General features: G+C 68.3%; 19 protein-coding genes and 1 pseudogene. 5 read left to right on the top strand and 15 right to left on the bottom strand.

Annotated features, from left to right (window positions below):
* Positions 1-418: 418 nt before the first annotated feature.
* The 3 genes from tyrS to ACFV4R_RS17655 are packed head-to-tail and all read right to left on the bottom strand — an operon-like array spanning position 419 to position 4,739.
* The gene (gene tyrS, locus ACFV4R_RS17665; RefSeq protein WP_377203765.1) at positions 419-1,732 is read right to left on the bottom strand and encodes a tyrosine--tRNA ligase; all 1,314 of its coding nucleotides are present in this window, start codon (positions 1,730-1,732) and stop codon (positions 419-421) included.
* Positions 1,733-1,765: 33 nt separating this feature from the next.
* Positions 1,766-3,994 (bottom strand): HelD family protein, encoded by a 2,229-nt coding sequence (locus ACFV4R_RS17660; protein ID WP_377203764.1) that lies wholly within the window; start codon positions 3,992-3,994, stop codon positions 1,766-1,768.
* Positions 3,995-4,046: 52 nt separating this feature from the next.
* Complete coding sequence (locus ACFV4R_RS17655; RefSeq protein ID WP_377203763.1) at positions 4,047-4,739, bottom strand: DNA-3-methyladenine glycosylase; 693 nt, start codon at positions 4,737-4,739, stop codon at positions 4,047-4,049.
* Between ACFV4R_RS17655 and ACFV4R_RS17650 the strand changes: the two are divergent.
* Together ACFV4R_RS17650 and ACFV4R_RS17645 are read left to right on the top strand one after the other, a co-directional pair.
* A pseudogene (locus tag ACFV4R_RS17650) lies at positions 4,738-5,739 on the top strand (bifunctional transcriptional activator/DNA repair enzyme AdaA); the annotation flags it as partial. The gene ACFV4R_RS17655 and the pseudogene ACFV4R_RS17650 overlap by 2 nt on opposite strands.
* 618 nt (positions 5,740-6,357) lie before the next feature.
* Positions 6,358-6,852, top strand: coding sequence for a methylated-DNA--[protein]-cysteine S-methyltransferase (locus tag ACFV4R_RS17645; RefSeq protein ID WP_377203770.1), 495 nt, complete (start codon positions 6,358-6,360; stop codon positions 6,850-6,852).
* A gap of 35 nt (positions 6,853-6,887) precedes the next feature.
* On the opposite strand, the gene ACFV4R_RS17640 is transcribed toward ACFV4R_RS17645, so the two are convergent.
* The 10 genes from ACFV4R_RS17640 to argC all read right to left on the bottom strand — a co-directional run bounded on the left by ACFV4R_RS17640 (position 6,888) and on the right by argC (position 17,033).
* Positions 6,888-7,649: a maleylpyruvate isomerase family mycothiol-dependent enzyme gene (locus ACFV4R_RS17640; protein ID WP_377203762.1), complete on the bottom strand. Its 762-nt coding sequence runs from the start codon at positions 7,647-7,649 to the stop codon at positions 6,888-6,890.
* A 10-nt stretch (positions 7,650-7,659) separates the two neighbouring features.
* Positions 7,660-8,208, bottom strand: coding sequence for a pyridoxal 5'-phosphate synthase (locus tag ACFV4R_RS17635; RefSeq protein ID WP_377203761.1), 549 nt, complete (start codon positions 8,206-8,208; stop codon positions 7,660-7,662).
* A gap of 145 nt (positions 8,209-8,353) precedes the next feature.
* Entirely contained in the window at positions 8,354-9,781 is a 1,428-nt protein-coding gene (gene argH, locus ACFV4R_RS17630; RefSeq protein ID WP_377203760.1) for an argininosuccinate lyase, read from the bottom strand.
* Positions 9,782-9,786: 5 nt separating this feature from the next.
* Complete coding sequence (locus ACFV4R_RS17625; protein ID WP_377203759.1) at positions 9,787-10,992, bottom strand: argininosuccinate synthase; 1,206 nt, start codon at positions 10,990-10,992, stop codon at positions 9,787-9,789.
* Positions 10,993-11,037: 45 nt separating this feature from the next.
* Positions 11,038-11,568: an arginine repressor gene (locus ACFV4R_RS17620; protein ID WP_015936711.1), complete on the bottom strand. Its 531-nt coding sequence runs from the start codon at positions 11,566-11,568 to the stop codon at positions 11,038-11,040.
* The gene (gene argF / locus ACFV4R_RS17615; protein WP_377203758.1) at positions 11,568-12,572 is read right to left on the bottom strand and encodes an ornithine carbamoyltransferase; all 1,005 of its coding nucleotides are present in this window, start codon (positions 12,570-12,572) and stop codon (positions 11,568-11,570) included. Before argF ends, ACFV4R_RS17620 begins: the two co-directional genes overlap by 1 nt.
* The gene (locus ACFV4R_RS17610; RefSeq protein WP_377203757.1) at positions 12,569-13,822 is read right to left on the bottom strand and encodes an acetylornithine transaminase; all 1,254 of its coding nucleotides are present in this window, start codon (positions 13,820-13,822) and stop codon (positions 12,569-12,571) included. Before ACFV4R_RS17610 ends, argF begins: the two co-directional genes overlap by 4 nt.
* A complete protein-coding gene (gene argB / locus ACFV4R_RS17605; protein ID WP_314215878.1) occupies positions 13,819-14,778 on the bottom strand; it encodes an acetylglutamate kinase in 960 nt (319 codons plus the stop codon). The genes ACFV4R_RS17610 and argB overlap by 4 nt, the downstream gene beginning before the upstream one ends.
* Before the next feature lie 48 nt (positions 14,779-14,826).
* Positions 14,827-15,993 (bottom strand): bifunctional glutamate N-acetyltransferase/amino-acid acetyltransferase ArgJ, encoded by a 1,167-nt coding sequence (gene argJ / locus ACFV4R_RS17600; protein WP_377203756.1) that lies wholly within the window; start codon positions 15,991-15,993, stop codon positions 14,827-14,829.
* A complete protein-coding gene (argC, locus tag ACFV4R_RS17595) occupies positions 15,990-17,033 on the bottom strand; it encodes an N-acetyl-gamma-glutamyl-phosphate reductase (RefSeq protein WP_377203755.1) in 1,044 nt (347 codons plus the stop codon). The genes argJ and argC overlap by 4 nt, the downstream gene beginning before the upstream one ends.
* A gap of 148 nt (positions 17,034-17,181) precedes the next feature.
* On the opposite strand from argC, the gene ACFV4R_RS17590 reads away from it, so the two are divergent.
* The 3 genes from ACFV4R_RS17590 (at position 17,182) to ACFV4R_RS17580 (ending at position 23,682) form a co-directional block, all read left to right on the top strand.
* Positions 17,182-18,147: a quinone oxidoreductase family protein gene (locus ACFV4R_RS17590; protein WP_377203754.1), complete on the top strand. Its 966-nt coding sequence runs from the start codon at positions 17,182-17,184 to the stop codon at positions 18,145-18,147.
* Positions 18,148-18,357: 210 nt separating this feature from the next.
* Positions 18,358-22,308, top strand: coding sequence for a Pls/PosA family non-ribosomal peptide synthetase (locus ACFV4R_RS17585; protein WP_377203769.1), 3,951 nt, complete (start codon positions 18,358-18,360; stop codon positions 22,306-22,308).
* 15 nt (positions 22,309-22,323) lie between these two features.
* Positions 22,324-23,682, top strand: a complete 1,359-nt coding sequence (locus ACFV4R_RS17580) for a M1 family metallopeptidase (RefSeq protein WP_377203753.1) — start codon at positions 22,324-22,326, stop codon at positions 23,680-23,682.
* A 19-nt stretch (positions 23,683-23,701) separates the two neighbouring features.
* Here ACFV4R_RS17580 and ACFV4R_RS17575 read toward each other — a convergent pair whose 3' ends face one another.
* Positions 23,702-24,385 (bottom strand): 4'-phosphopantetheinyl transferase family protein, encoded by a 684-nt coding sequence (locus tag ACFV4R_RS17575; RefSeq protein ID WP_377203752.1) that lies wholly within the window; start codon positions 24,383-24,385, stop codon positions 23,702-23,704.
* A 38-nt stretch (positions 24,386-24,423) separates the two neighbouring features.
* Positions 24,424-26,967, bottom strand: coding sequence for a phenylalanine--tRNA ligase subunit beta (gene pheT / locus ACFV4R_RS17570; RefSeq protein WP_377203751.1), 2,544 nt, complete (start codon positions 26,965-26,967; stop codon positions 24,424-24,426).
* Position 26,968: the final 1 nt, after the last annotated feature.

Below are 26,968 nucleotides of genomic sequence, written 5' to 3'. Positions count from 1 at the left end.
CCACGGGGTGGACAATCCAGTCAATTCAACCAATCCATAAAAAAATTGGTATCAACAAACTTGGCACACTATTGAGTTCTCAAACAACAGACACATTCGAATATTCCCGAAACAATTCATTTAGCAATGAATATATATTCCGTATTTCTTCGCTGCGATGTTTCAATCTTATTTCATTCAGTTTCACTTTTGCAAATCCGGTTGTTTTCCCGGAATTCACTCTGCAGAACTGAATCCGCCCAGCGAAAAGTGAAGCATTTCTTCGTTCCATGCACCGCATGGCCAAGAATCGCTTCTCAATATCGGTTGGGGGTTTGTCACCGCTCAGCGGCGGCGACTCAGAAAACAATACACGCCCCTCCGTGGCCGCGCAAATCGGCCGCAGAGAGGCGTGCAGGTGGTAGGTTGCGCTCCCCCGTTACGGGACCAGTACTTCCACCGTTGCCAGGTTCTTCTTTCCCCGGCGCAGCAGCAGGTACTGCCCATGGAGGAGTTCTGATTCAGCAATGACCGTCTCCGGGTCCAGCACCTTTTCGTTGTTGACGTAGGCGCCGCCTTCACCAACAGTGCGCCTGGCTGCCGACTTGCTTTCCGAAAGGCCGGACGCCACCAGCAGGTCCACAATTCCGAGCGCGTCCACCTGCACCGTGGCGGTGGGGAGCTCAGATGTGGCCGCCTGCAGGGTCTGCTTGTCCAGGGCGGCAAGGTCACCGTTGCCAAAAAGGGCGGCGGATGCGGCAATGACCTTCTCAGTGGCCTCAACGCCATGCACCAGCGAGGTCACTTCGAAGGCGAGCTTCCGCTGGCCTTCACGGGCGAAGGGACGCTCCGCAACGGACGTGGCGATGTCCTCTATCTCCGCACGCGTGAGGAAGGTGAACACCTTGAGCCGGTCTACAACGTCGGCGTCTGCCGTGTTGAGCCAGAACTGGTAGAAGGCGTAGGGGCTGCACATGCCGGCATCAAGCCAGATGGCGTTCCCTTCGCTCTTGCCAAATTTGGTTCCGTCGGAGTTGGTGATCAGCGGCGTTCCCAGCGCGTGGACGCTCTTGCCCTCCACCTTGCGGATCAGTTCAGTGCCGCTCGTCAGGTTCCCCCACTGGTCCGAACCGCCGGTCTGCAGCATGCAGGCGTAATCGCGGTAGAGCTGCAGGTAGTCCATGCCCTGGAGGATCTGGTAGCTGAACTCCGTGTAGCTGATGCCCTCATCCGAGCTGAGGCGGGACGCAACGGCGTCCTTACGCAGCATGGTGCCCACGCGGAAGTGCTTGCCCACTTCGCGCAGGAAGTCGATGGCGCTCAGCGGTGCAGTCCAATCCAGGTTGTTCACCATCCGGGCGGCGTTGTCTCCCTCGAAGCTGAGGAAACGCCGGACCTGGGCCTGGAGGTACCCGACCCATTCCGCCACGGTGTCCTTGGTGTTCAGCGTCCGCTCCGCCGTCGGACGGGGATCGCCGATCATGCCCGTGGAGCCTCCCACGAGGCCCAGGGGCTTGTGCCCGGCGAGCTGCAGCCGCCGCATGACCAGCAACTGGACCAGGTTGCCCAGGTGCAGGCTGGGTGCGGTGGGGTCGAAGCCGCAATAGTACGTGACCGGTCCGCCGGCGAGGAGCTTCTCAAGCTCGGCTTCGTCGGTGGAGACGTGGACGAGTCCACGCCACTTCAGCTCCTGCCAAACGTTGGCGAAGGTGGGGTCGTTCTGTTGCGTTTCGAGGCTGTTGATGTCTGGCACGCCTTCTAAGTTAGCAGTATCGCAGCGCCCGGATCAGCGGACGATGCCGGCCGGGACGGGCTGCCCCGCGATCAGCCGCAGGCGCTGCGTGGCGCGGGTCATGGCCACGTACAGGTCGCCCACCTTGCCGTGCTCGTGGTTCAGCATGGTGGACGGCTCCAGGACCACCACGCCGTCGAACTCCAGGCCCTTCGCTTCGCGGGGGCTGATGACCACGATGTCCTGCTCGTAGCTGCCGGCACCGGTACCGACGCGGCGCCCGTACGCCGAACGCAACGCGGACGTGGCGGCAGGCAGCAGCTCACCGTCGGCAATCACGGCGAGCAGGCCGCCGTCGAGCGCTTCCAGCTCCTCCGGGAGGACCTCGACGAGGCGCCTGACCACCTCTCCCGCCTCCACTTCGTCAACGATGGGTGACCAGCGGCCCTCGCGGACGGCCTTGGGCGCGGACACCACGAGGCCGGCGGCGTTGGCCATCCGGACCGCGGCCTCGGCGATCTGGGACGGCGTGCGGTAGTTGACGGTCAGCTCCTCGAGCTGCCAGCGTTCACCGAACATCGGGGCCAGGGCGCCCTGCCAGGAGTTGGCGCCGGCCACGGAACTGGTCTGGGCAATGTCCCCCACAATGGTGAAGGACTTCAGCGGGCAGCGCCGGACGAGGAGCCGCCACTGCATGGGCGACAGTTCCTGGGCTTCGTCCACCACGATGTGTCCAAACGCCCAGGTGCGGTCGCTGGTGGCACGCTCCGCGGCCGTCTGCCGGGTTTCCTGTTCACGGTTCTGCTCGGCCAGTTCCTCAGCCGACATCAGCGGGTCCACGCCCGCCAATTGCATGTTTTCGAGGGTCTGCTTGGCGTTGGCGAGGTCCCGGGCACGGTCGTGTTCCTGCTGGGCAAGGCCACGCCCGGCGGCGGGGTCGAGCTCGCCGAGCAGTTCGGCTGCCTCGTCCAGCAGCGGCACGTCCGCTTCGGTCCACGGTGCGTCCGCCGGCCGCCGCAGCAGTTCCCGCTCCGCCGGCGTGAGGAGCGGGGTGCAGAACTCCAGGATGGCGGGCTTGCTGAACAGCTCGGAGATCAGCTTCTCCGGCGTCATGGGCATCCAGCACAGGTTCAGGGCGATCCGCACATCCCGGGCGGTGCGGACATCTTCGGCGAGGTAGGAGCGATCGGCATTGTTGCCGATGTTGTCCGCCTCGATCATGTCAGTGAGCTGTTCCGTGAGTTCGCGCAGCAGGATCTTGACAAACGTCACGCGGGCCTCGTTGTGCGGCTTCCCGGTGGAACGCGCCCGCTCGCGTGCACGGCGGACCTGCCGCGGCGTCAGGGTCAGCTTGCGGCCGTCCACTTCAAGGATGCGGTTGGCTTCGGGAGTCCGCTGGCGGTTGGAGACGGCGTTGGCCACGATCTTCGCCATGTCCAGGCGGCCCTTGATGGCGGCGACGTCCGGGTCGGCTTCGGGGACTGCGTGGATTCCGGGCATCAGGCGGCCCACGCTGGCCATCACGACGCCGGTCTCGCCCAGCGAGGGAAGCACGCGTTCGATGTACTTCATGAACGACGACGACGGGCCCACCAGCAGCACGCCTGCGCTCTTGAGCCGGTCCCGGTGGGTGTAGAGCAAGTACGCGGCACGGTGCAGCGCCACGGCGGTCTTGCCCGTACCGGGGCCACCCTGCACCACCAGGGCGCCCGAAATGGACGAACGGATGATCCGGTCCTGTTCGGACTGGATGGTGCTGACGATGTCAGACATCCGGCCGGTCCGCTTGGAGTTCAGCGCGGCCAGCAGGGCACCCTCCCCCTGCAGGGATTCGTCGTCCGAGAGCATCGAGGCATCCAGCACGTCGTCTTCAATGGCTTTGACTTCGCGGCCCTGCAGGATCAGGTGGCGGCGCCGTCGGACGCCCTGCCGGTCGAAGGCGGTGGCCTGGTAGAAATGCCCGGCTTCGGGGGCGCGCCAGTCCACCATGAGCCGCTGCAGGTCCTCGGTGGTGAGGCCGATCCGGCCGATGTACTGCTCTTCGCCGGAGTCCAGGTCCAGGCGGCCAAAGACCAGGCGGTCGTCGACGGCGTCCAGCTGGGCCAGGCGGTCTTCGTACAGTGCCGCGAACGCGTCGCGCTCCGAGACGTTCTGCATGGTGCCCACGGCACCGGACCGGCGCACCTGTGCCAGCTGCCGGCGCTTCTCCTCACGGAGCTCCTCCAGCCGGGCATACAGGCCGGCTACATACTCACGTTCGTGGGCCAAATCGGCGTCGAGCATTTAACGTTCCCCTATCGCGCAAGACAGACCGTCCATTCTACAACCATTTCCGTTAACGCTTGTGAAACCCGGCGCTCCCGGACACGGGAGGCTTTCGCGCCCTGGACCGCGGCTGGGCCGCCTTGTACGCGGAGACCGTGGGGTCGCCCGTGAGCCAGAAGCGCCAGGCGTACTCGTCGGAACCGCCGGCGCCGGATACGCCCACCCGGGGACCGGAACTGATGTCCGCTGCCGGCCTGGACGGAAGCACCAGCCGGAACGGCGCGGCCAGGGCATCCCGGCCACTGTCCGCCGTCGTCAGTCCCAGCGCCTTGGCGAGCCGGGCCGGCCCCCTGGCAAGGTCCGCTGGTGTCCTCGACGTGGGCCGCCTGAGCTGTGCAAGGCCAACGCCCTCCACGATTTCGCCTGCCCGCAGCAACAGGGCAGAGGCAACGCCTTCGGGCCCACAGACGATGTTGGTGCAATGGTGCATTCCGTAGGTGAAGTAGACGTACAGGTGCCCGGCCGGCCCGAACATGGGGGCGTTCCTGGACGTTTGGCCGCGGAAGGTGTGCGATCCCGGATCCGGGTGCAGCGAGTCCTCCGGCCCCAGGTAGGCCTCCACCTCGGTGAGCCGGACGGATACCGGCCCCTCGCGGGATTCGTGGGTGAGCACGGCCCCCAGCAGGAGCGGGGCCAGCTCCCGCGCGTCTCCGGTGAGGATTTCCCGCAGCGGCCGTCCCGCCGTCGACGGATATTCATTCATGGCCAGACCCTACCCAAATCCCGCGAAACTTACCGGAGCACCGCGGCGGCCCGGGTTGCACGGAGGTGTCCGATTTCCGCTAGTGTACGCCGCCTGCGGCTGGCACGATGGAGGAATGGACTTTTGGCAGCGCTACCGCGCCATCGATGCGCGGGACACCCGCTTCGACGGGCAGTTCTTCACGGCTGTCCGGTCCACCGGCATCTACTGCCGCCCTTCCTGCCCTGCGCGGACGCCCAAAGCCTCGAACGTGACGTTCTACGAAACGTCCGCTGCCGCGCACGACGCCGGCTACCGGGCTTGCAAGCGCTGCCTCCCGGAAGCTGTGCCCGGAACTCCGGCGTGGAATATCCGCCAAGACGTCGCCGGCCGGGCCATGCGCCTGATCAACGACGGCGTGATCAACCGGGACGGGGTGGAGGGCCTCGCCGCCCGGTTGGGGTATTCCTCGCGGCAGCTGAACCGGATCCTGACCCAGGAACTGGGCGCCGGTCCCCTGTCCCTGGCCCGGGCTGGACGCGCACAGACCGCCCGGACGCTTCTGGTCTCGACGGGCATGAAGCTGGCCGACATTGCGTTTGCCGCAGGTTTCAGCAGCGTCCGGCAGTTCAACGAAACGGTGGCGGAGGTCTTCGCCATGACGCCAACCGCCCTCCGGGCCACCGCACGGCCAGGCACCGCTGCCGGCGGTACCACGGCCCTGAGCCTCAGCCTTCCGTACCGGCGGCCCTTCGATCCGGGCATCTTCAGCTTCCTGGCCGTGCGCGCCATTCCCGGCATCGAGGTGGGAACGCCCACCTCCTACGCCCGGACGTTGCGCCTCCCCCACGGCGATGCCCGGTTTACGGTGGCGTACGACGGCGGCGCCCGGGGGCGGCCGCTGACTCTCACCGTCGGCGCGGTGGACCTGCGCGACCTCCCCGCACTGCTGAGCCGGGTCCGGCGGCTGTTCGACCTGGACGCAGACCCGGAGGCGATCGACGGAACCCTCGGCGTGGACCGGAGGCTCGCGGCGGCGGTGGCCGAGACGCCGGGAATCCGGATGCCCGGCGCCCTCGATCCGCAGGAACTTCTGGTCCGCGCGATGGTGGGCCAGCAGATCACGGTGGCCGCGGCCCGCACGGCGCTGACCCAACTGTCCGCCGCAGGAAGTCCCAGCAGTTCTCCCGCAGAGGGACTGGACCGGCTCTTCCCCACACCAGCGGAAACCGCCGCAGCGGGGTACCTGCTGCGCGGGCCCCGCCGGCGGACCGAGTCCCTCCTGAACGCTGCCTCAGCCATGGCTGACGGCCGGCTCCAGTTCGGCTACGGCGATGACCTCGCAAGCCTCACCGCGGCACTGCTGCCGCTGCCCGGCGTCGGACCCTGGACGGTAGGCTATGTGGCCATGCGCGTCCTGGGCGCTCCCGACATCTTCCTGGCCAACGACGCAGCCGTCCGCAACGGCATACGCGCCCTTGACCCCGGCGGAGGTGCCGGTGGAGACGCCGCCGCCCCGGACTTCCGCGAGGTCAGCCCGTGGCGCTCCTACGCGACGATGCACCTGTGGCGCGCCGCGGCCAGACCCCGACAACCCATCGATAAACGCGAAACCCCCCCCACCCGTGAAAGTGATGCCATGAAAGCCCAACTGCTGGAAATGTCCACCCCGGACGGCCCGTTCACCATCATCGCCAGCGACGGCGTGGTGCTGGCATCGGGCTGGACCGCCGGACCCGCCGGCCTGACCGGGCAGATCCACCCTGCGCTGCTCCCCGCATCGATCGAAGAGGTGACCGGCCTGGGTGGGATTTCGGCCGCCGTCGACGCCTTCTACAGCGGTGACCCCGCACCGGCCATGGCCGTACCGGTCCTCCAGCGTTCCGGGCCTTTCCGCTCCCATGCCTGGGATGTCCTCCGGGAGGTCAAACCCGGCTTCCCGGTGACGTACACCGAGTACGCTGCGCTGGCGGGCAACCCGAAAGCCGTCCGGGCCGCGGCCAGTGCCTGTGCCTTCAACGCCGCAGCCCTGTTCGTTCCGTGCCACCGGGTGATCCGCACCGACGGCAGCCTGGGCGGGTTCCGCTGGGGCCTGCAGGTCAAGGAGAGCCTGCTGGCGCGCGAAGCTGCCTGATCCCGGCGGCCGGCGCCCATGACGCTCGGGGGGTTCTACTTGGCGGCCTGGGTGGCGGAGGGCCAGGGAAGCAGCTCCGGAAGGTCCGTCCCGTCGGCGTTGGCCGATGCACGGAGGCTGCCGAGGGTGGGTTCCCGGCCGGCCAGCCAGGCGGCGAGGTCGGTGAGCATGCCGTTGACCACCGTGGACCGGTTGCCGCTGCCCAGGGACACCGGCGGCAGTCCGAGGGGCTGCAGGAGGAGTTTGTCTCCGGGCTGCACCCTGGGTTCGAGGAATTCGAAGAGGTGGCCGCAGAAATCCCTGCCCCAGGTTTCGGGTCCCCTGCCGGTGAGCAGGTCGGCGTTGTGGATGGTGAGTTCGCGCCACAGGGCCAGCCCGCCGTCGAGCACCACTCCCCCTCGGTAGGCGATCGGAGCCCACCATCCGGTGCGGTTGGCGGCCGAATCCTTGACACCGGGGAGGGCATCGAATGCCCGCAGCGCCCGGTCAATGGCGGTGGACAGGTCGGCCTGGTGGATGGCGGCGCCGTGCCCGGCCGCCATGTCGATGGCCCGGTTCCGGCCGACCATGCCGCCGTCGTACAGCTCCACCGTCTCTCCGCGGGCCGCGTACTCCAGCTGCCGGGCCATCGCGTTGGAGATTCCGGTGAGGTGCGCCAGCACGTGGCCGCGGCTCCACCCGGGAAGCGCGGACGGCGCCTTCACGTCCGCGTCCGTGAGTTTGGCGACGTCGGTGGTGACGTCGCCGGCGGCCTTGTGGAGTGCGGGAAGCAGGATATCCGGTGCGGGAGCTGTCATGGGGCTCATCCTAGTCCGCGGGTGTGCCGTTCCGGCCCAGCCTGTGCCGCACGTGCCGGCGGTCGTTGCTGGCCTGCCAGAACTCGTACTCCGTCGGCTGGACGGCGTACAACTGCCAGCCCGGGTTGCTGCTGCCATCGCTGCGCGGGCGGTCCGCCCAGTCAAGGGCGGACGCCTCAGCCGACAGTTCGGCCACCGGACCTGCCACCCGGACCTGCCGGCCCTGGGACGGCCAGTAGAAGTTCATCGCCGCCTGCGGCGCAGCGGCCAATTCCTTGCCTTTGCGGGAGGTGCGGGACGTGGCGAAGTGCCAGCCGTCGTCGTCGATGTTCTTCAGGATCAGCATGCGCGACGACGGCTGCTGCCTGCCGCCGGAATCCTCACCGACCGTTGCGAGGCTGAAGGCGTGTGGCTGCGGTTCGCCCGCTGCCAGGGCCTCGTCCAGCCACTGTTTGAAGAGTTCGGCGGGGTCCTGCGGCGCTGTGGCGGGGTCGAACTCCGGAAGGCTGGCCGGGAAGTCCGGGAGGGCGCGGAGGAAAGTGCGGAAGGATTCGCTCATGGCGCCATGCTAGCGGGGCGGTCCCATTGGTGGTCCAACGCCCGCTCACTTGTTGGCGCTTAAACGTCAACGCCCGCTCACTCTCGCGAAGAAAGTGAGCGGGCGTCGGCGTGAGAGCCACCAGAAGTGAGCGGGCGTTGAAGCCCTATCCGGCGTACCCGCGCACGCCGGCAAGCTCGCTTTCGAGGGCGGCAAGCTGGCGTTCGACGGCGGCCGGTGCCGTTCCGCCCTGGGAGTTGCGGCTGTTGAGCGACCCCTCAGTGGACAGGACGGTGCGGACCTCAGGGGTGAGGTGCTCCGAGATGGCAGCGTACTCGTCGTCGGTCAGGTCCCACAGCTCAACGCCGCGGAACTCGGCCTGTTTGACGGCGGCACCGGACAGCTCGTGCGCCTCGCGGAACGGCACGCCCTGGCGGACCAGCCATTCGGCAATGTCCGTGGCCAGTGCGAACCCCTGCGGGGCCAGCGACTCCATCCGCTCCCGGTTGAACGTGAGGGTGGCGATCATGCCGGACACTGCCGGGAGCAGCAGCTCCAGGGTGTCCGCAGCGTCGAACACCGGCTCCTTGTCTTCCTGCAAGTCGCGGTTGTACGCGAGCGGCAGGCCCTTCAGCGTTGCCAGCAGGCCGGTCAGGTTGCCGATCAGGCGCCCTGCCTTGCCGCGGGCAAGCTCGGCCACGTCCGGGTTCTTCTTCTGCGGCATGATCGAGGACCCCGTGGAGTAGGAATCATGCAGCGTGACGAAGGAGAACTCCTTGGTGGCCCAGAAGATGACTTCCTCGGAGATCCGGGACAGGTCCACACCGATCATCGAGCAGACCCAGGCAAACTCGGCGAAGACATCGCGGGCGGCGGTGCCGTCAATCGAGTTGTGGGTTGCGGAGAAGAAGCCCAGGTCCGCTGCAACGGCTTCCGGGTCCAGGCCCAGGGAAGAACCGGCCAGAGCACCGGAACCGTACGGCGAGACGCCGGCACGCTTGTCCCAGTCCTGGAGCCGCTGCACATCGCGCAGCAGCGGCCAGGCGTGCGCCAGCAGGTGGTGGCTGAGCAGGACCGGCTGGGCGTGCTGCAGGTGGGTGCGGCCGGGCATGGCCACGCCCTGGTGGGCCTTGGCCTGTTCCACCAGCGCGTCGATGGTGGCCAGGACGCCCCGGGCAATGATGCGTGCGTGGTCGCGCAGGAACATCCGGCCCAGGGTTGCCACCTGGTCGTTGCGTGACCGGCCGGCGCGGAGCTTGCCGCCCAGCTGGGCACCGGCGCGTTCGATCAGTCCGCGTTCCAGCGAGCCGTGCACATCCTCGTCGGATTCCGCGGGCAGGTAGGCGCCCGAGGCAACGTCCTCGTCCAGCTGCGTGAGCGCTGCCAGCATGCCTTCGAGCTCGGCAGCGTCCAGCAGCCCGGCCTTGTGCAGCACGCGGGCGTGCGCCTTGGACCCGGCGATGTCGTAGCGGGCCAGCCGCCAGTCAAAGTGCGTGGACTTGCTCAGCGCGGCGAGTGCATCCGCGGGGCCGCCGGCGAACCGGCCGCCCCACAGTGCACCGGTGTTGGTTGCTTCTGCTTTTGGCTCAGCCATAGAAGCTACTCGCCTGCGACCCGCAGGTCGCGGCCCGAGGCGACCTTGGAGGACATGCCGAACAGTTCGATGAAGCCGCGCGCCATGGACTGGTCGAACGTGTCGCCGGTGTCGTACGTGGCGAGGTCGAAGTCGTACAGCGAGGTGTCGGAGCGGCGGCCGTTGACCACTGCCTGGCCGCCGTGCAGGGTCATGCGGATGTCGCCGGAGACGTACTTCTGGGTGTCTTCGATGAACGCGTCGAGGGAGCGCTTGAGCGGGGAGAACCACTGTCCGTCGTACACCAGCTCGGCCCAGCGCTGGCCAACGGTTGCCTTGAAGCGGGCCTGCTCACGCTCAACGGTGATGTCTTCGAGGTGCTTGTGCGCGGTGATCAGGGCCATGGCACCGGGTGCCTCATAGATTTCGCGGGACTTGATGCCGACGAGGCGGTCTTCCACGACGTCGATCCGGCCAACGCCCTGGGCGCCTGCACGGCGGTTCAGTTCCTGGATGGCCTGCAGCGGGGTGACCTTGACGCCGTCGATCGCTACCGGGACACCGGCCTGGAAGGAGATGGTGACCTCGTCCGGTGCCGGCGGGAATTCCGGGGTGGCCGTGTAGTCGTAGATGTCCTTGGTGGGGGCGTTCCAGATGTCTTCGAGGTAGCCGGTTTCGACGGCGCGTCCCCAGACGTTCTGGTCGATCGAGTACGGGTTCTTCTTGGTGGTCTCGATCGGCAGGCCCTTTTCCTCGGCGAAGGCAATGGCCTTGTCGCGGGTCAGCGCGAGGTCGCGGACGGGGGCGATGCACTTCAGGTCCGGTCCGAGGGTCTGGATGCCCACTTCGAAGCGGACCTGGTCGTTGCCCTTGCCGGTGCAGCCGTGGGCCACGGTGGTGGCGCCGAATTCGCGGGCAGCCTTAACCAGGTGCTTGACGATGACCGGGCGGGAGATGGCGGAGACCAGCGGGTAGTGGCCCTGGTAGAGGGCGTTGGCCTTCAGCGTGGGCATGGCGTATTCGTTGGCGAATTCGTCACGGGCGTCGGCGACGTAGGCCTCCACGGCGCCGCAGCCGAGGGCACGCTGGCGGATGGTCTCGAGGGACTCGCCGCCCTGTCCGACGTCGACGGCCACGGCGATGACCTCTGCACCGGTGGCTTCACCGATCCAGCCGATGGCTACGGACGTGTCCAGGCCGCCGGAGTAGGCAAGCACAATGCGTTCAGTCACTTCAGATGCTCCTTGTTGGGGTTGGTTGGTTGATTGTCTTCAAGCTTATTGCCCGGCGTCCTCGGCCAGCTGCAGGAAGCGGGCTGCGAGGTCCGGTCCGCCCAGCGGGTCGCGGGAGACCAGCAGGACGGTATCGTCACCGGCGATGGTGCCCAGGATGGACGGCATCACCGAGTGGTCAATCGCCAGGGCCAGGAAGTTCGCGGCCCCGGGCGGGGTCCGCAGGACCACCAGGTTGGCGGACGCTTCGGCCGTGACCAGCAGTTCGCTGCACAGCCGGGCGAGCCTGGCGTCCAGGATCTCCTGGCTCACGCCGCTGCGCGCCGACCGTTCCCCGCCCTCGGCCGGCACGGCGTAGACCAGCGCGCCTTCCTTGCCGCGGACGCGGACGGCGCCGAGTTCCACGAGGTCCCGGGACAGCGTTGCCTGGGTGACCTGCACGCCGTCGTCCGCCAGCAGGGCCGCAAGCTCGGCCTGTGACCGCACCGACTGGCCCGTGAGGATGGCAGTGATGCGCGCCAGCCGGGCAGTTTTGGTGGCCGGGCTGGACCCCGGTGCCGACGGGTTGGTGGACACTAGAACGTGCTCTCCCCGGTACCTTCAACGGGGGCCAGTCCGTCCACGAAGGCCAGGCCGGACCGGTGCATCAGCCACGCCATGAGGGCCTTCTGGGCGTGGAGCCGGTTCTCGGCTTCGTCCCAGACGATCGACTGCGGGCCGTCAATGACATCGGCGGAAATTTCGTAGCCGCGGTAGGCGGGCAGGCAGTGGAGTACGACGGCGTCTTCCGCGGCGAGTGCCATGGCGTCCCCGTCCACGGAGTAGTCGCGGAACAGCTGGAGCCTGGCTTCCTTTTCCGCTTCCTGGCCCATCGAGACCCAGGTGTCGGTGGCCACGACGTCGGCTCCCTGCAGGGCTTCCTTTGCGTCGGTAGTGATGAGCACCGAGCCTCCTGTTTCGGCCGCGCGTACTTCAGCGGCGGCCACGATCTCCGCGGCCGGCAGGTACCCTTCGGGGCCGGCGATCCGGACGTGCATGCCTGCGGTGACGCCGGCCAGCAGGTAGGAGTTGGCCATGTTGTTGGCGGCGTCCCCCAGGTAGCTCATGGTGAGCCCCTTCAGGTCGCCCTTGTGTTCCTTGACGGCCAGCAGGTCTGCCAGGAGCTGGCAGGGGTGGTAGTCGTCGCACAGGGCGTTGATGACCGGAACCTTGGAGTTTTCGGCCATCGCCACCAGGCCGGAGTGGGCCCCGGTGCGCCAGACGATGGTGGAGACCATGCGCTCGAGGACCTTGGCGGTGTCCTCCACGGATTCCTTGTGGCCGATCTGCGCCTCGCCCGGGTTGATGATCAGGGCGTTCCCGCCCAAGTCGGCGATGCCGGTGGCGAAGGAAACCCGGGTGCGGGTGGAGGTCTTGTCGAAGATGACAGCAACGGTCTTGCGTCCGCTGCCCTCGGCGGCGAACGGCTGGACACTGTAGGGCGCGGCCTTCATGCGGACAGCGAGGTCCAGCACTTCCGCCTGTTCGGCGGGGCTGAGGTCGGTGTCCTTGAGGAAGTGCCGGGTGGTTGCAAAGGTCACTGGGCGTCCTTAGCTGCTTGGAGGATTGCCGGGAAGGCGGCGAGGAAGGTGTCGGCCTGGGCCGTGGTGAGGATCAGCGGCGGCGCCAGGCGGATGGTGCGCGGGCCGGGGCTGTTGACGATGAATCCGGCGTCAAGTCCTGCCTGCACGACGGCGGGCGCGACGTCGGCGTCGAGGTCGAAGCCGATCAGCAGGCCTTCGCCCCGGACCTCGGTGACGCCGGGAATGGCTGCCAGCGCGGAGCGCAGGTGCTCCCCCACCGCGGCAACGTTCGCCAGCACGTGTTGGCTTTCCAGGGCGTGCAGCGTGGCGAGGGCCGCCGCCGTCGCCACCGGATTGCCGCCGAAGGTGGTGCCATGCTGGCCGGCGGACAACAGCGACGACGTCTGCTCACCGAACGTGAGCAGGGCGCCGATGGGGAATCCACCGCCCAGTCCCTTGGCCAGGGTGATGGCATCGGGGACGATGCCGGCGTCCGAGCTGGCGAACCACTTGCCCGTGCGGCCGATGCCGGTCTGGACCTCGTCGAGGATCAGCAGCGCCCCGGCCTTGGTGGTGGCTTCACGCGCGGCCTTCAGGTAGCCGGGCGGCAGTGGCCGCACGCCGGCCTCGCCCTGGATGGGTTCCAGGAACACGGCGGCGACGGTCCCGTCCACGGCGGCTTCGAGGGCAGCGATGTCCCCGAAGGGGATGTGCACCACGCCGCCGGGCAGCGGCTCGAAGGGTGCCCGGTAGGCCTCCTTGGCCGTCAGGGCGAGGGCGCCCATGGTCCGGCCGTGGAAGGCCCCCTCGAGGGCGATGATTTTGGTGCGCTTGGCGTCGCCGCTGCCGGTGTTGCGGCGGGCCAGCTTGAAGGCTGCCTCGTTGGCTTCGGTGCCGGAGTTGCTGAAGAACACCTTGGACCCGGCAGGTGCTGCGGCCAGGTCCAGCAGCTTTTCGGCCAGCGCAACCTGCGTGGGGCTGGTGAAGAAGTTGGACACGTGACCCAGGGTGGCCAGCTGGCTGGAAATCACGGAGGTGACGAACGGGTGGGCATGGCCGAGGGCGTTGACGGCGATGCCGCCGAGCAGGTCCAGGTATTCCTTGCCGTCGGCGTCCCATACGAGGCAGCCGGAACCACGGACCAGGACGCGTTGCGGGGCGCCGAACACACCCATCAGCGATGTGGAGTAGCGGGACAGCCATTCCGAGCCGGCGTGGCCCTGGGTTTCGACCAGCTCAGTTACTGAGGGCTTCTCAACGGTATTCATGCGTTTGTCTCCTCGTCCGGGACTACCTGGGTGCCGATGCCCGCGGTGGTGAAAGTTTCCAGAAGCATTGAGTGGGGCAGCCGCCCATCCACGATGTGTGCCCGCTCCACGCCCTCGTCGATGGCCTTGAGGCAGGCGGCCATCTTGGGAATCATGCCCGACTCGAGGCTGGGCAGCATGTCCCGCAGTTCGGTCGCTGTGAGCGAGGAGATCAGTGAGGACTTGTCCGGCCAGTTGGCGTAGAGGCCTTCGACGTCGGTCAGGATTACCAGCTTCGAGGCGCCCAGGGCGGACGCCACCGCCGCGGCTGCGGTGTCCGCGTTGACGTTCAGGACCTGGCCGGTGGGCTGGAAGCGTGCGGCGCCGGGAACGCCGTCACCGCCGTCGACGATTTCCGGGGCAACGGTGGAGATGACCGGGATGCGTCCGGCGTCGAGGATGTCCACGATGCCTGCGGGGTCGACGCCGACCACCTCGCCTACCAGCCCGAGGTCCACGTCTTCGCCGTCCACCACGGTCCCGGTGCGGACGGCGCGCAGCAGGCCGCCGTCTTCGCCGGACATGCCCACGGCGTAGGGGCCGTGGGAGTTGATGAGGCCCACGAGTTCCCTGCCCACCTGGCCGGTGAGGACCATGCGGACCACGTCCATGGCCTCCGGGGTGGTGACGCGGAGGCCACCCTTGAATTCGGATTCGATACCCAGCCGGCCCAGCATGGCGTTAATCTGGGGGCCGCCGCCATGGACCACCACGGGGTGGATGCCCACATGGTGCAGGAACACGATGTCCTCGGCGAAGGCCCGGCGGAGTTCATCATTGACCATGGCATTGCCACCGTATTTGATCACCATGGTGGTGCCGGCGAACCGCTGGATCCAGGGCAGGGCCTCGATCAGGGTTGCAGCCTTGTCCTGGGCGTCGGACATGCTGGTGGTCTCACGCGTCTGGGTGTTCATGCTGTCTCTTCCGCAAAAGTAGGCATACGTGCTGGCAACGTGCAGCGGCTAGCTCGAGTAGGCGCTGTTTTCGTGCACGTAGTCGTGGGTGAGGTCGTTGGTCCAGATGGTTGCCTCGGCGTCGCCGGCCTGCAGGTCGATTTCCACCAGGACTTCGCGCGGTTCCAGGTCCACCAGGGCCCGGTCGTCACCGATGCTGCCGTTGCGGCAGATCTGGATGCCGTTCATGGCCACGTTGAGGTTGTCTGCCTCAAAGACGGCGTCGGTGGTGCCCACGGCGGACAGCACGCGGCCCCAGTTCGGGTCCTTGCCGAAAATGGCAGCTTTGAACAGGTTGGACCTGGCCACCGAGCGGCTGACGGTTTCAGCGTCTGCTTCGCTGGCGGCGTTGAACGTCCGGATGGCGATGTCGTGGCTGGCGCCTTCGGCGTCGCCGATCAACTTCCGGGCGAGCTCGGCGCAGACCTGGGTCAGGCCGGCACCAAAGGCTTCCGCTGCCGGCACCGCACCGGAAGCCCCGGAAGCGAGCAGGACCACGGTGTCGTTCGTGGACATGCAGCCGTCGGAGTCGGCGCGGTCAAAGGTGACGCGGGTGGCGTCGCGGAGGACGACCTCGAGCATTTCGGGCTCGACGGCGGCATCCGTGGTGAGGACCACCAGCATGGTGGCCAGCCCCGGGGCCAGCATGCCGGCGCCCTTGGCGATCCCGCCGATGGTGAATTCCTGGCCGTCCGCATCAGTGCCGATGAACAGCGCGGACTTGGGGACGCTGTCCGTGGTCATGATGGCGGTGCCGGCGTCCGGGCCGCCGTCGGCGCTGAGGGCAGCCGCCGCGGACTCGACGCCGGGAAGGATCTTGTCCATGGGGAGCTGCTCGCCGATCAGGCCGGTGGAGCAGACGAAGACGTCGGTGGCCGAGATGCCCAGCACATCAGCCACTTTCTCGGCGGTGCTGTGGGTGTTCTGGAACCCGGTGGGTCCGGTGCAGGCGTTGGCACCGCCGGAGTTGAGGATGACGGCGTCCACCCGGCCGTCGGATACGACCTGGCGGGACCAGTGCACCGGCGCTGCTGCCACGCGGTTGCTGGTGAAGACTGCGGCTGCGGCCTTGGATGGCCCGTCGTTGACCACCAGGGCGAGGTCCGGGTTTCCGGAGGCCTTCAGCCCGGCGGTGACGCCGGCGGCGCGGAATCCCTGGGGTGCGGTAATGGTCACGGGGCTACTCCCTGCAGGTTGAGGCCGGCGGTTTCCGGCAGGCCGAGTGCGATGTTCATGGACTGCACGGCGCCGCCGGCAGTGCCCTTGGTGAGGTTGTCGATGACGCAAGTGACAATGACCCGGTTGGTGTGGGGGTCGAAGGCCAGCTGCATGGCTGCATGGTTGGAGCCCTGGACGGACTTCGTGCCGGGCCACTGGCCTTCGGGCAGGAGATGGACGAACGGTTCGTCGTCGTAGGCGTCAGCCCAGGCCTGCCGCAACTGCGCGGCCGTGGTGCTGCCCACTGCCTCCGGCTTTACCTTGGCGGTGGCGGTGGTCAGGATGCCGCGGCTCATCGGAGCCAGGGTGGGTGTGAAGGAAACGGTGACCTGTTCCCCCGCCGCGTTGGACAGGCCTTGCTCGATCTCCGGTGTGTGCCGGTGGGCGCCGCCCACGCCGTAGGGGCTCATGGAACCCATGACTTCAGCGCCGATCAGGTTTACCTTGGCGGCCTTGCCCGCGCCGGAGGTGCCGGACGCGGAAACGATGACGACGTCGTCGGGCTCCAGGAGGTTTGCGGAGAACCCCGGTGTCAGGGCGAGCAGCGCGGACGTGGGGTAGCAGCCCGGCACAGCGATGCGGGTGGCGCCTTTGAGGGCCTCGCGCTGGCCGGGCAGCTCCGGCAGGCCGTAGGGCCAGGTACCTGCGTGGGCCGAGCCGTAGAACTTCTCCCAGGCTGCGGGGTCTTCAAGGCGGTGGTCTGCGCCGGCGTCGATCACCACGGTGCCCTCCGGCAACTGCGCGGCGATCTCGGCGGATGCGCCGTGCGGCAGGGCAAGGAAGACGACGTCGTGGCCGGAGAGGTTCTCCACCGTGGTGTCCTCGAGGATGCGGCTGGCCAGCCCGTGCAGGTGCGGCTGCAGCTCGCCAAGCCGCGACCCGGCGTTGCTGTGGGCGGTGATGGCACCGATCGTGACGTCCGGGTGACCGGCAAGGATGCGGAGCACTTCCCCACCCGCGTAGCCGCTGGCGCCCGACACTGCAACAGAAATAGTCATGATCCGACTATACAGCAATAGTTATGCATAGATGCCGATACTTATGCATTCATAAGGCAGGGGTATTCGAAGGCCTGGGAACTAAGGGAATCCCTAGGATGGTTGGAGCAGCCGGAGGCCGGAGACGCCGGCCCGGGAAGGGGAAGCAATGACGCACGCAATCGTCGCACGCCAGGCAGGCGGACCGGAAGTACTGGAGTACGCGGAGGTTGACCGGCCGGTCCCCGGCCCCGGACAGCTGCTGGTCAAGGTCGGAGCGGCCGGGGTCAACTTCATTGATACCTACAAGCGCGGCGGTGTCTACAAGGTCCAGTACCCCTTCATCCCCGGCTCCGAAGCCGCCGGCGCAGTGGAGGCCGTGGGTGACGGAGTGACTGCGTTCACCGCCGGGGACCGCGTGGCCACGGCCGAGGGCGTCAACTGCTATGCGGAGTATGCGCTGGTGGATGAGGACGCCGCGCTCCCGGTTCCGGCCGGGCTGGATGACTTCACCGCAGCAGCCCTCCCCCTGCAGGGCATGACAGCGCATTACCTGATGAACTCCACCTTCAAGGTGGAACCCGGCCATACCGTACTGCTGCATGCCGGGGCCGGCGGCGTGGGGCTGCTCCTCATCCAACTGCTGAAGGCCCGCGGCGCCCAGGTCATCACCACCGTGTCCACGGACGAAAAGGAACAGCTTGCCCGTGAGGCAGGCGCCGACCACGTGCTGCGGTACGAGGGCTTTGCGGCGCGGGTCCGGGAGATTACCGGCGGCACCGGCGCGGACGTGGTGTACGACGGCGTTGGCAAGGATACGTTCGACGGCTCACTGGAGGCCCTGCGGATCCGCGGAACCCTGGTGCTCTTCGGCGCCGCGTCCGGCCCTGTCCCGCCGGTGGATCCGCAGCGCCTCAATGCCGGCGGCTCACTGTTCCTGACCCGGCCCACCATGGGGCACTACCTCCAGGATGCCGCTGAGCGGCGGTGGCGCTCAGGCGAAATTTTCGCAGCCGCGGCTGATGGCACCCTTAACGTCCGCGTCGGCGGGCGCTACCCGCTGTCCCAGGCAGAGCAGGCGCACCGGGACCTCGAAGGCCGCCGCACCACTGGCAAGGTGGTGCTGGTTCCCTGAGGCCGGGCCACCCCGGCTGAACGTGCGGTGAACTGTCGGTCCCCCTGGCTGGCGGAAACCCGGCGCGCCGGACACCTGTTGTTCACCTTGCCAAGGCAAAATGCCCGGGTGACTCAGCAGCAGGTCCCCCTTGGGGATATCCATTCCGGCGCCACGCCGGCCGCTCCCCATGCATCCGGCGGTTTGCAGGCCGATGGCTCCCCCGGATCGCTGACGGCTGGGGCTTCAACTCCGGGTTCGGCGCAACCTGCGGGCGTGCACGCGCCGCAGTTCCCGGGGTCTCCGGCCGCCCCGCCCGTCCGGACGCTGATAGATATCCTCCAGGACTCCGCCGCCCGGTTCCCCGACGCATCGGCGCTCGACGACGGCCGTGTGTCCCTCAGTTACGCCCAGCTCATGGACGAAGTACGGTCTGCCGGCCGCCGCCTCCACCAGGCGGGCCTGGGTGCCGGCGACCGGATCGGCGTGCGGATTCCTTCGGGCACCAACGAGTTGTATGTGTCGATCCTCGCCGTCCTGCTGGTGGGCGCGGCCTACGTCCCCGTTGACGCGGACGATCCCGACGAACGGGCCCGGCTGGTTTTTGACGAGGCCAAGGTTGCCGCCGTCCTGGAAGGCGGGCGGGTGATCAGGCCCGGCACGGCGGGAGGCCGCAGCCCAGGGCCCTTTAAAGGCGCCCGCCCACCTGTGCCGGATGACGATGCCTGGATCATCTTCACCTCCGGCTCCACAGGAACACCCAAAGGCGTGGCGGTCCAGCACCGCTCGGCTGCCGCGTTTGTGGACGCGGAGGCAAGGATTTTCCTGCACGGCGATCCCCTGGGACCCCAGGACCGGGTGTTGGCCGGGCTCTCCGTGGCCTTCGACGCTTCGTGCGAAGAGATGTGGCTGGCCTGGCGGCACGGTGCCTGCCTGGTCCCCGCACCACGTGCCTTGGTCCGTACGGGCATGGACCTTGGCCCCTGGCTGATCAATCACGGCATCACCGCCGTTTCCACCGTGCCCACCCTCGCGGCACTCTGGCCCGCTGAATCCCTGGAAAACGTCCGCCTGCTCATCTTCGGCGGTGAGGCCTGCCCGCCCGAACTGGCGGAGCGCCTTGCCGTGGAAGGCCGAGAGGTCTGGAATACCTATGGTCCCACCGAAGCGACAGTGGTGGCCTGCGCGGCCCCCCTCAGCGGTTCCGGCCCCGTGCGGATTGGCCTGCCCCTGGATGGCTGGGACCTCGCCGTCGTGGACGCCCACGGCATTCCGGTGGCCGAAGGCGGGACGGGTGAGCTGATCATCGGCGGCGTCGGGCTGGCCCGGTACCTTGACCCCGCCAAGGACGCTGAAAAGTACGCTCCCATGCCCAGCCTGGGCTGGGAGCGCGCCTACCGCTCTGGCGACCTTGTCCGCTTCGAGCAGGCGGGCCTCATATTCCAGGGCCGCGCCGACGAACAGGTCAAACTGGGCGGCCGCCGGATCGAACTGGGCGAAATAGACTCCGCCATGCAGGCGCTGCCCGGGGTTGCCGGCGCGGCCGCCGCGGTGCAGACGACCGCGGCAGGCAACCAGATCCTGGTGGGCTACCTGGCACCTGTTGCCGGGGAAGACCTGGACCTGGCTGAGGCACGCCGGCACCTGGCAGGGAGCCTGCCGGCCGCGTTGGTACCCCTCCTGACGCTCGTGGATTCACTGCCCACCAAGACCAGCGGGAAGGTGGACAGGCACGCGCTGCCCTGGCCGCTCGCCGGTGCAGGCGCTGCGGAGGCGGACGCCGCCCCCTTGAACCTCCCCGAGGACGCCGCCTGGATCGTGGAGCAATGGAGCAGCATCCTGGGCAGCCCGGTGACATCGCTCGACGCGGACTTCTTCGCGTACGGCGGCGGATCCCTGTCCGCGGCGCAGCTGGTCTCCGCCCTCCGCGCCCGCTACCCCACCATCACCGTCGCCGACATCTACGCCACGCCCCGCGTGGGAGCGCTGGTGGAGCTGGCACGGCAGTCACAACCCGATGGGTCCTTCGGCCCGGCACGGAACCGCACCGTGCAGCCTACCGCCCTCAAATCCCAGGTGTTCCAGACGCTGATGGGCGTTCCCCTGCACATCCTGGTGGGCATGCGCTGGCTGACCTACCTGATGGCAGCCAACAACCTGCTGGCCGGGGCTGCCGGGTTCGCCGCAGCCCCCACCGTGTCCTGGTGGTGGGTGGCCGCTTCGTGGCTGGTATTCGTCAGCCCGGCAGGCCGGCTGCTGCTGGCGGTGGCCGCCGCACGGATCCTGCTGCGCGGCGTGCGGCCCGGCACCTATCCGCGCTCCGGCCGGGTGCACCTCCGGCTCTGGCTGGCTGAGCAGATCCAGGACCTGGCCGGCGCCATCAGCCTGGCCAGCGCACCGTGGGTGCCCTATTACGCCCGGGCCTTGGGCGCGAAGATCGGCCGGGACGTCCAGCTGCACTCGCTGCCGCCGGTGACCGGGCTGCTGACGCTGGGCCGGGGCGCCAACGTGGAGCCGGAGGTGGATTTGTCCGGGTGGTGGATCGACGGCGACCACGTCCATATTGGTGCCATCCGCATCGGCGCCGGCGCCTCGGTGGGCGCCCGCAGCACGCTGATGCCTGGAACGTCTCTCGGCGCAGGGGCGCAGGTTGACGCGGGCTCGGCGGTCTCCGGGAAGGTCAAGGCCGGGCAGCTGGTGGCCGGGTCACCTGCCCGCCGGCAGGGCAAAGCCAAGCATTCCGCCCCTGAAGCACCCGTCCTGGGCCCCGTGGCTGCCAAAGCCTGGTTCGGCGGATTCGCACTGGCCTCGGCAGTACTGTCCCTGATCCCCTTCATGTCCGCAGCGGCCGCCGCCTGTGTGGCCTACCTGTTCATCCAGGGCGGCACCTCCCTCAGCGGCACCCTGCCCCGGCTCCTGCTGGCCCTCGCGCCCGCTGCGCTCACCTGGTTCGCCGCCAACGCCCTCCTCATCCTGGCCGCAACCCGGCTCCTCAGCGTTGGCATCACCGAGGGCTACCACCGGGTACGCAGCAGGGTGGGCTGGCAGATCTGGGCCACCGAACGCGTCCTCGACCTTGCCCGGGACCTGCTGTTTCCCATCTACGCCAGCCTCTTCACGCCGGTGTGGCTGCGCCTCCTGGGAGCAAAAATCGGCAAGAACGTGGAAGCCTCCACGGTGCTGCTGATCCCCAAGATGACCACCGTGGGGGAAGGTGCCTTCCTGGCGGACGACACCATGGTGGCCTCCTACGAGCTGGACGGCGGGTGGCTGCGCGTGGCTCCGGCCAAGATCGGCAAACGGTCCTTCCTGGGCAACTCCGGCATGACCGCCGCGGGCCGGAACGTTCCCAAGAACTCTCTCGTCGCTGTCCTCTCCGCAACGCCGGCCAAGGCCAAGTCCGGCACGTCCTGGCTGGGCAGTCCGCCGGTCCGCCTCCGCCGCACAGCCATCGCCTCCGACGACACCCGCACCTTCCAGCCCCCGCTGAAGCTCAAGGTAGCCCGGACGCTGTGGGAGCTCTGCAGGTTCCTGCCCGTCATGCTCACAGTGGCAATTGCCGGCGGCGCCATGCTGGTCTTCGACTGGTTGGCCGCCACTTTCAACTACGGGGTGGCAGCCCTGCTCAGCGGCGTGGTCATGCTGCTGGCCGGTTTCGTGGCGGCGTTCTCCGCCGTCGCCGCCAAGTGGATCCTGGTGGGACGGATCCGGGCAGGCGAGCACCCCCTCTGGAGCTCATTCATCTGGCGCAACGAAGTGGTAGACAGCTTCATCGAGCTGGTCAGCGCACCGTGGTTCGCCCGGGCCGCGTCCGGCACCCCGGCGCTGGTCTGGTGGCTTCGTGCCCTCGGGGCGAAGATCGGGACAGGCACCTGGTGCGAAAGCTACTGGCTGCCCGAAGCGGACCTGGTGACCCTGGGCCGGAACGCCACCGTCAACCGGGGCTGCGTGGTGCAGACGCACCTGTTCCACGACAGGGTGATGAGCATTGACGCTGTTACCCTCGAAGACGGGGCCACCATGGGCCCGCACGGGGTCATCCTGCCCCAGGCCAGCGTGGGTGCCGGCGGAACGGTGGGCCCTGCGTCCCTGGTGATGCGCGGCGAGTCCGTCCCGGCCGCCACGTATTGGATGGGCAACCCTGTCAGTCCGTGGAACGGCCCTGCAACACCGTCTGCCTAGCAACCGAAGGTCGCCATGAGTTCTCCAGCATCAGCCGCCCGCGGCAGCGTGGCCGCGTCCAGCGGTGCTGCCCCCGATCCCTACATGCCGGGCGCCGGCACCAACGCCTACCGGGTGGAACGCTACGAACTGGACCTGGACTACCGCGTGGCTAGCAACCGCCTGAGCGGCAGGGCGGTGCTGCACGGCGTCGCCTGCGTGCCGACGTCGGCCATTGTCCTTGACCTGGTGGGGCTCCGCGCCTCCAAGGTCCAGCTCAATGGCAGGGCAGTGCGGTTCAACCAGCGCGCCGAGCAGCTGGTGGTCTCAACCCCGGCTCCCCTCCAGGCTGACGAGCCTTTTACCCTCGACGTCCGGTACGCGGGCAGCCCGTCGCCCCGGCGCGGTCTGTGGGGCGAAGTGGGCTGGGAAGAACTGACCGACGGCGTGCTGGTGGCCGGGCAGCCCAACGGGGCACCATCCTGGTTTCCGTGCAACGACCATCCCCGCGACAAGGCCAGCTACAGGTTCACGGTGACCACCGACGTGAACTACCGCGCCGTCTGCAACGGGGTGCTGCAGGCCCGCACCACCCGGTCCAGCCGTGAAACCTGGGTTTACGAGCAGGCTGAGCCGATGCCCACGTACCTTGCCACCGTGCAGATCGGCCGGTACGGCCTGCTGGAACTGGATGCCGGGCGTTCGGCACCGCAGGTGCCGCAGTCCGTGGCCGTCTCCCCCGCCCTCGCCGATCAGGCACGCGCCGGCCTGGCGCTGCAGCCGGCCATGATGCGGACGTTCAGCAGCTGCTTTGGGCCCTATCCGTTCGCCGGCCACACGGTGGTGGTCACCGAGGACGAGCTCGAGATCCCGCTTGAAGCGCAGGGGCTGTCCATCCTGGGCCCCAACCACCTGGCCGCGGACTGGGAGTCGCAGCGGCTGATCGCCCACGAGCTCTCGCACCAGTGGTTCGGAAACTCCCTGACCGCCGCCAGCTGGCAGGACATCTGGCTCCACGAGGGCTTCGCCTGCTATGCCGAATGGATCTGGTCCGAGGAAGCCGGCGTGATGACTGTCGCTGCCCGGGCGGGCGCCGCGTGGCGGGGGCTGAAGGCCGAGGCGCAGGACCTTCTGGTGGGCGATCCGGGGCCGCAGCACATGTTCGATGACCGGGTTTACAAGCGGGGCGCCCTGGCTGTGCACGCCGTCCGGATGGCCGTGGGTGACCTGGCGTTCTTTGCGCTGCTGCAGGAGTGGACCGCCACCCACCGGCACGGCTCTGTCAGCACCCATGACTTCATCATGGCCGTGGACCGTGCCACCGCCATCGACACCGAAGCGTTGCTGCACCCGTGGCTGTATGAGGAACTGCTGCCGCCGCTGCCGGCAGGCTGACGCCCCGTGCCTGTGCTGCCTAAGTGCGTCCGGGTGTAAAGGAAAGCGCGACGGCGGCCGCCAGCTGCGAGGGTAACCCGGTTTCCGCGGAGGCGAGGTCCCCCAGGCCCGGCAATTCGCGCACGTCCAGGGACGAGGGTGCTGCACGGAGCCCCTCGCCGGTCATTTTCAGCCACGCTTCCTTCCGGGCCCATAGTCTCGCCTGGGCGGCCGACCGCTGTTCCGGCGGGAGGCTCCGAATGTCCCGGTGTTCGGCGGCAGTCAGCGCCAGCCCGGCAAATCCACTGAAATCGGTACGGGCCGGATCCTCGATGTCTACGCCGAGGCGGACGTCCGGCCCCGCGTCCGGGATGGCGGCCAGCAGGGTCCAGCCGGCGGCCCGGGAGAGGCTCAGGGCCAGCGGCAGCCGGCTGCCCCGGTAGGAGTACCCGGGCCTGCCGTGGCTGAGGTCCGCGCCTGAGCCGCATTGCGGGCAGCTGTAGCAGGCATCCAGGCTGGTTGCGGCCAGGCCCAACAGGTCAGCGGCGAACCGGCGCTGGGCCAGTCGGGAGGCCAGGAACCGGTGGCCGGCCGCAGGCTCCATGGCGCGGGCCCGGCGCAGCTCGGTGCCGTCCAGGAGCCGTTCCGAGTCCTGCACCAGCCCGGCGGCGTCGCCGGCAAGCGAAAAGGGCGGGACGGCATGAACCACAAACTGTGGAGTCATGCCGTCCCGCCCTTTTGTTTTGCCAGCCGGACCAGCGCCTAGCGCTGGACTGCCCCGAATCGCTCCGCGGCCAGTGCCACGGCACCCTCGCGGGCGGCGGACGCTTCGTCAGCCGTCAGGGTGCGGTCCGCGGCTCGGAACCGCAGGCCGAACGCCAGCGACTTCTTGCCGTCTTCGATGCCCTTGCCGGCGTACACGTCGAACAGGGCGACGTCCTCCAGCAGTTCGCCGGCGCCTTCCCGGAGTACGTCGAGGACGTCGTCCGCGGGCACATCGGCGGGGACCACCAGCGCCACGTCCTGGGTGGCCAGCGGGAACGTGGAAATGTGGCGTGCCACGATCACGTCCGGGGCCGCCTCGAACAAGGCGTCGGCGTTGATCTCCAGCGCCACCGAGCGGGCGGGCATGTCGGAGGCTGCCAGCAGCTTGGGGTGCAGCTCGCCGGCGTATCCCACGGTCTCGCCCGTCCGCAGCGACAAGCGTGCGGCGCGGCCGGGGTGGAAGGCCTGGTGGCTGCCCTGGCTAGCCACCAGGTCCACGCCAAGGACGTCTCCGGCGAGGCGGGCAATGTCCAGGGCGTCCGCCCAGTCCCACAGCCGGGGAGAGTGCGCTGCGGCTGCCGGGGAATCATGCCCGGTCAGGACGGCGGCGACGTGGAACGGCTGGTCCGGGACGCCGTCGTACAGCGCATCCAGCACCTCGTCGGCGGGCTTGGCGCCCAGCGGCGGAATCGATTCGGTTCCCGCGGTATCGCCGGGCAGGAACACCTGCCCGGATTCGAATATGGCGAGGTCGCGGAAGCCGCGGGAGTGGTTCCGCTTGGCCACCTCGATCAGGCCCGGCAGGACGGAGGTGCGCAGGAAGCCCTGCTCTTCGCTGATGGGGTTGGCCAGCTTGAGCGCGGGCCGGGCGGCACCCTGTTCCGCAACGCCGAACGTGTCGTTGGCGGCCTTGGAGACGAACGGGTAGGACAGCACCTCGGTGAGCCCGGCGTCCGCCAGGGCCTGGATGAGCCGACGGCGCTGCTGCTGCAGGCGCGTCAAGCCACGCCCCGGAGGAGCGACCGGCAGCGTGGCGGGGATCTTGTCGTAGCCCACCAGCCGCGCGATTTCCTCGGACAGGTCTTCCTTGGTCTCGAGGTCATGCCGCCAGCTCGGCGCTGTGACGGTCCAGCCGGCGTCGTGCTTTTCCACGGCGGCGCCGAGGTCCTCAAGGGCGGTAACGATCTGCTCTTCCGTGAAGTCGATGCCGATCCGGGCGGCCGCGAACGCTGCGGGAAGCTCGATGGTGACCGTTTCCGGTGCTGTCCCGACGTCGGTTCCGGCTTCGTCCGCCGTGCCACCGGCCAGTTCCACCAGGAGGTCCACGACGCGCTGGGCGGCGATGCCGGCCACGTGCCAGTCGACGCCGCGCTCGAAGCGCTTGGACGCTTCGGACGGCAGCTTGTGCCGGCGGCGGGAACGGCTGATGGACACCTCATCGAAGTGGGCCGCCTCAACCAGGATGTTCGACGTCGTATCGCCCACCTCGGTTGCCGCGCCGCCCATGACGCCGGCGATGCCGATGGCACCGGAGTCGTCGGTGATGAGCAGGTCCTCAGGATCGAGGGTGCGTTCCTTGTCATCGAGAGTGGTGATCTTCTCGCCGGCGGTTGCGCGGCGCACCACGATGTCCCCGGACAGCTTGTCCAGGTCGTAGCAGTGCGTGGGCTGGCCCAGTTCGAGCATGACGTAGTTGGAGATGTCCACCGGCAGCGAGATGGAGCGGATCCCGGCGAGGCGCAGGCGTGACACCATCCATGGCGGGGTGGGCCGGCTGGGGTCCACGCCGCGGACGGTGCGCGCCACGAAGCGGTCGCAGCCGGGCTTGCCGTAGATGGGGGCGTCGTCGTTGAGCTTGACGCCGTAGCCGCCGGACAGCACGTCAGGCGCCTGTACCTTGCTGGCGGGGTCCGTGAAGGTGGTTCCCGTGGCGTGCGCGTACTCGCGTGCCGCGCCGCGGATGGAGAAGGCGTAACCGCGGTCCGGGGTGACGTTGATTTCGGCTGCCTGGTCGTAGAGGCCCAGCAGTTCCATCGCGTCCGTGCCGATTTCCGGATCAAGGCCGATGCGGGAGAGGACCAGGATGCCGTCGTGGTCATCGCCGATGCCCAGCTCACGGACGGAGGCGATCATGCCGGCGGAGAGGTGTCCGTACGTCTTGCGGGCGGAGATGCGGAAGTCACCCGGCAGGACGGCGCCCGGGAGCGTGACCACTACCTTGTCGCCTTCCACGAAGTTGTGGGCGCCGCAGATGATGCCCTGGACTCCGGAAGGGTCGATGCCCTCTCCGGTCAGGGTCTGCTTCGCGCCTTCGGGAACGACGCGGACCTGGCACCAGTTGATGGTCTTGCCGTTGGTCTGCGGTTCCTTGACCAGGCTCAGGACCTGGCCCACCACCACCGGCCCCTGCAGGGCATCGGTGGGGCGGTGGACGTCTTCTTCCTCGAAGCCGACCTTGACCAGTTCTTCCATGACGTCTTCGGCCGTGGCGCCGGCCGGTACCTCTGCGAATTCACGCAGCCAGGAAAGTGGGATACGCACT

Origin of the sequence: Pseudarthrobacter sp. NPDC059871, assembly GCF_042731175.1 — a bacterium.
Lineage (GTDB): Bacteria > Actinomycetota > Actinomycetes > Actinomycetales > Micrococcaceae > Arthrobacter.
The sequence above is the reverse complement of the archived record's forward strand: the minus strand, read 5'-3'. Positions and strand labels throughout refer to the sequence as shown.

What these genes read in the sequence shown, in the direction of transcription:
- ACFV4R_RS17660 (WP_377203764.1), bottom strand. Translation starts at nt 3,994, where the DNA reads ATGCTCGACGCCGATTTGGCCCACGAACGTGAGTATGTAGCCGGCCTG.
- ACFV4R_RS17655 (WP_377203763.1), bottom strand. Translation starts at nt 4,739, where the DNA reads ATGAATGAATATCCGTCGACGGCGGGACGGCCGCTGCGGGAAATCCTC.
- ACFV4R_RS17645 (WP_377203770.1), top strand. Translation starts at nt 6,358, where the DNA reads ATGAAAGCCCAACTGCTGGAAATGTCCACCCCGGACGGCCCGTTCACC.
- ACFV4R_RS17640 (WP_377203762.1), bottom strand. Translation starts at nt 7,649, where the DNA reads ATGACAGCTCCCGCACCGGATATCCTGCTTCCCGCACTCCACAAGGCC.
- ACFV4R_RS17635 (WP_377203761.1), bottom strand. Translation starts at nt 8,208, where the DNA reads ATGAGCGAATCCTTCCGCACTTTCCTCCGCGCCCTCCCGGACTTCCCG.
- argH (WP_377203760.1), bottom strand. Translation starts at nt 9,781, where the DNA reads ATGGCTGAGCCAAAAGCAGAAGCAACCAACACCGGTGCACTGTGGGGC.
- ACFV4R_RS17610 (WP_377203757.1), bottom strand. Translation starts at nt 13,822, where the DNA reads ATGAATACCGTTGAGAAGCCCTCAGTAACTGAGCTGGTCGAAACCCAG.
- argB (WP_314215878.1), bottom strand. Translation starts at nt 14,778, where the DNA reads ATGAACACCCAGACGCGTGAGACCACCAGCATGTCCGACGCCCAGGAC.
- argC (WP_377203755.1), bottom strand. Translation starts at nt 17,033, where the DNA reads ATGACTATTTCTGTTGCAGTGTCGGGCGCCAGCGGCTACGCGGGTGGG.
- ACFV4R_RS17590 (WP_377203754.1), top strand. Translation starts at nt 17,182, where the DNA reads ATGACGCACGCAATCGTCGCACGCCAGGCAGGCGGACCGGAAGTACTG.
- ACFV4R_RS17580 (WP_377203753.1), top strand. Translation starts at nt 22,324, where the DNA reads ATGAGTTCTCCAGCATCAGCCGCCCGCGGCAGCGTGGCCGCGTCCAGC.
- ACFV4R_RS17575 (WP_377203752.1), bottom strand. Translation starts at nt 24,385, where the DNA reads ATGACTCCACAGTTTGTGGTTCATGCCGTCCCGCCCTTTTCGCTTGCC.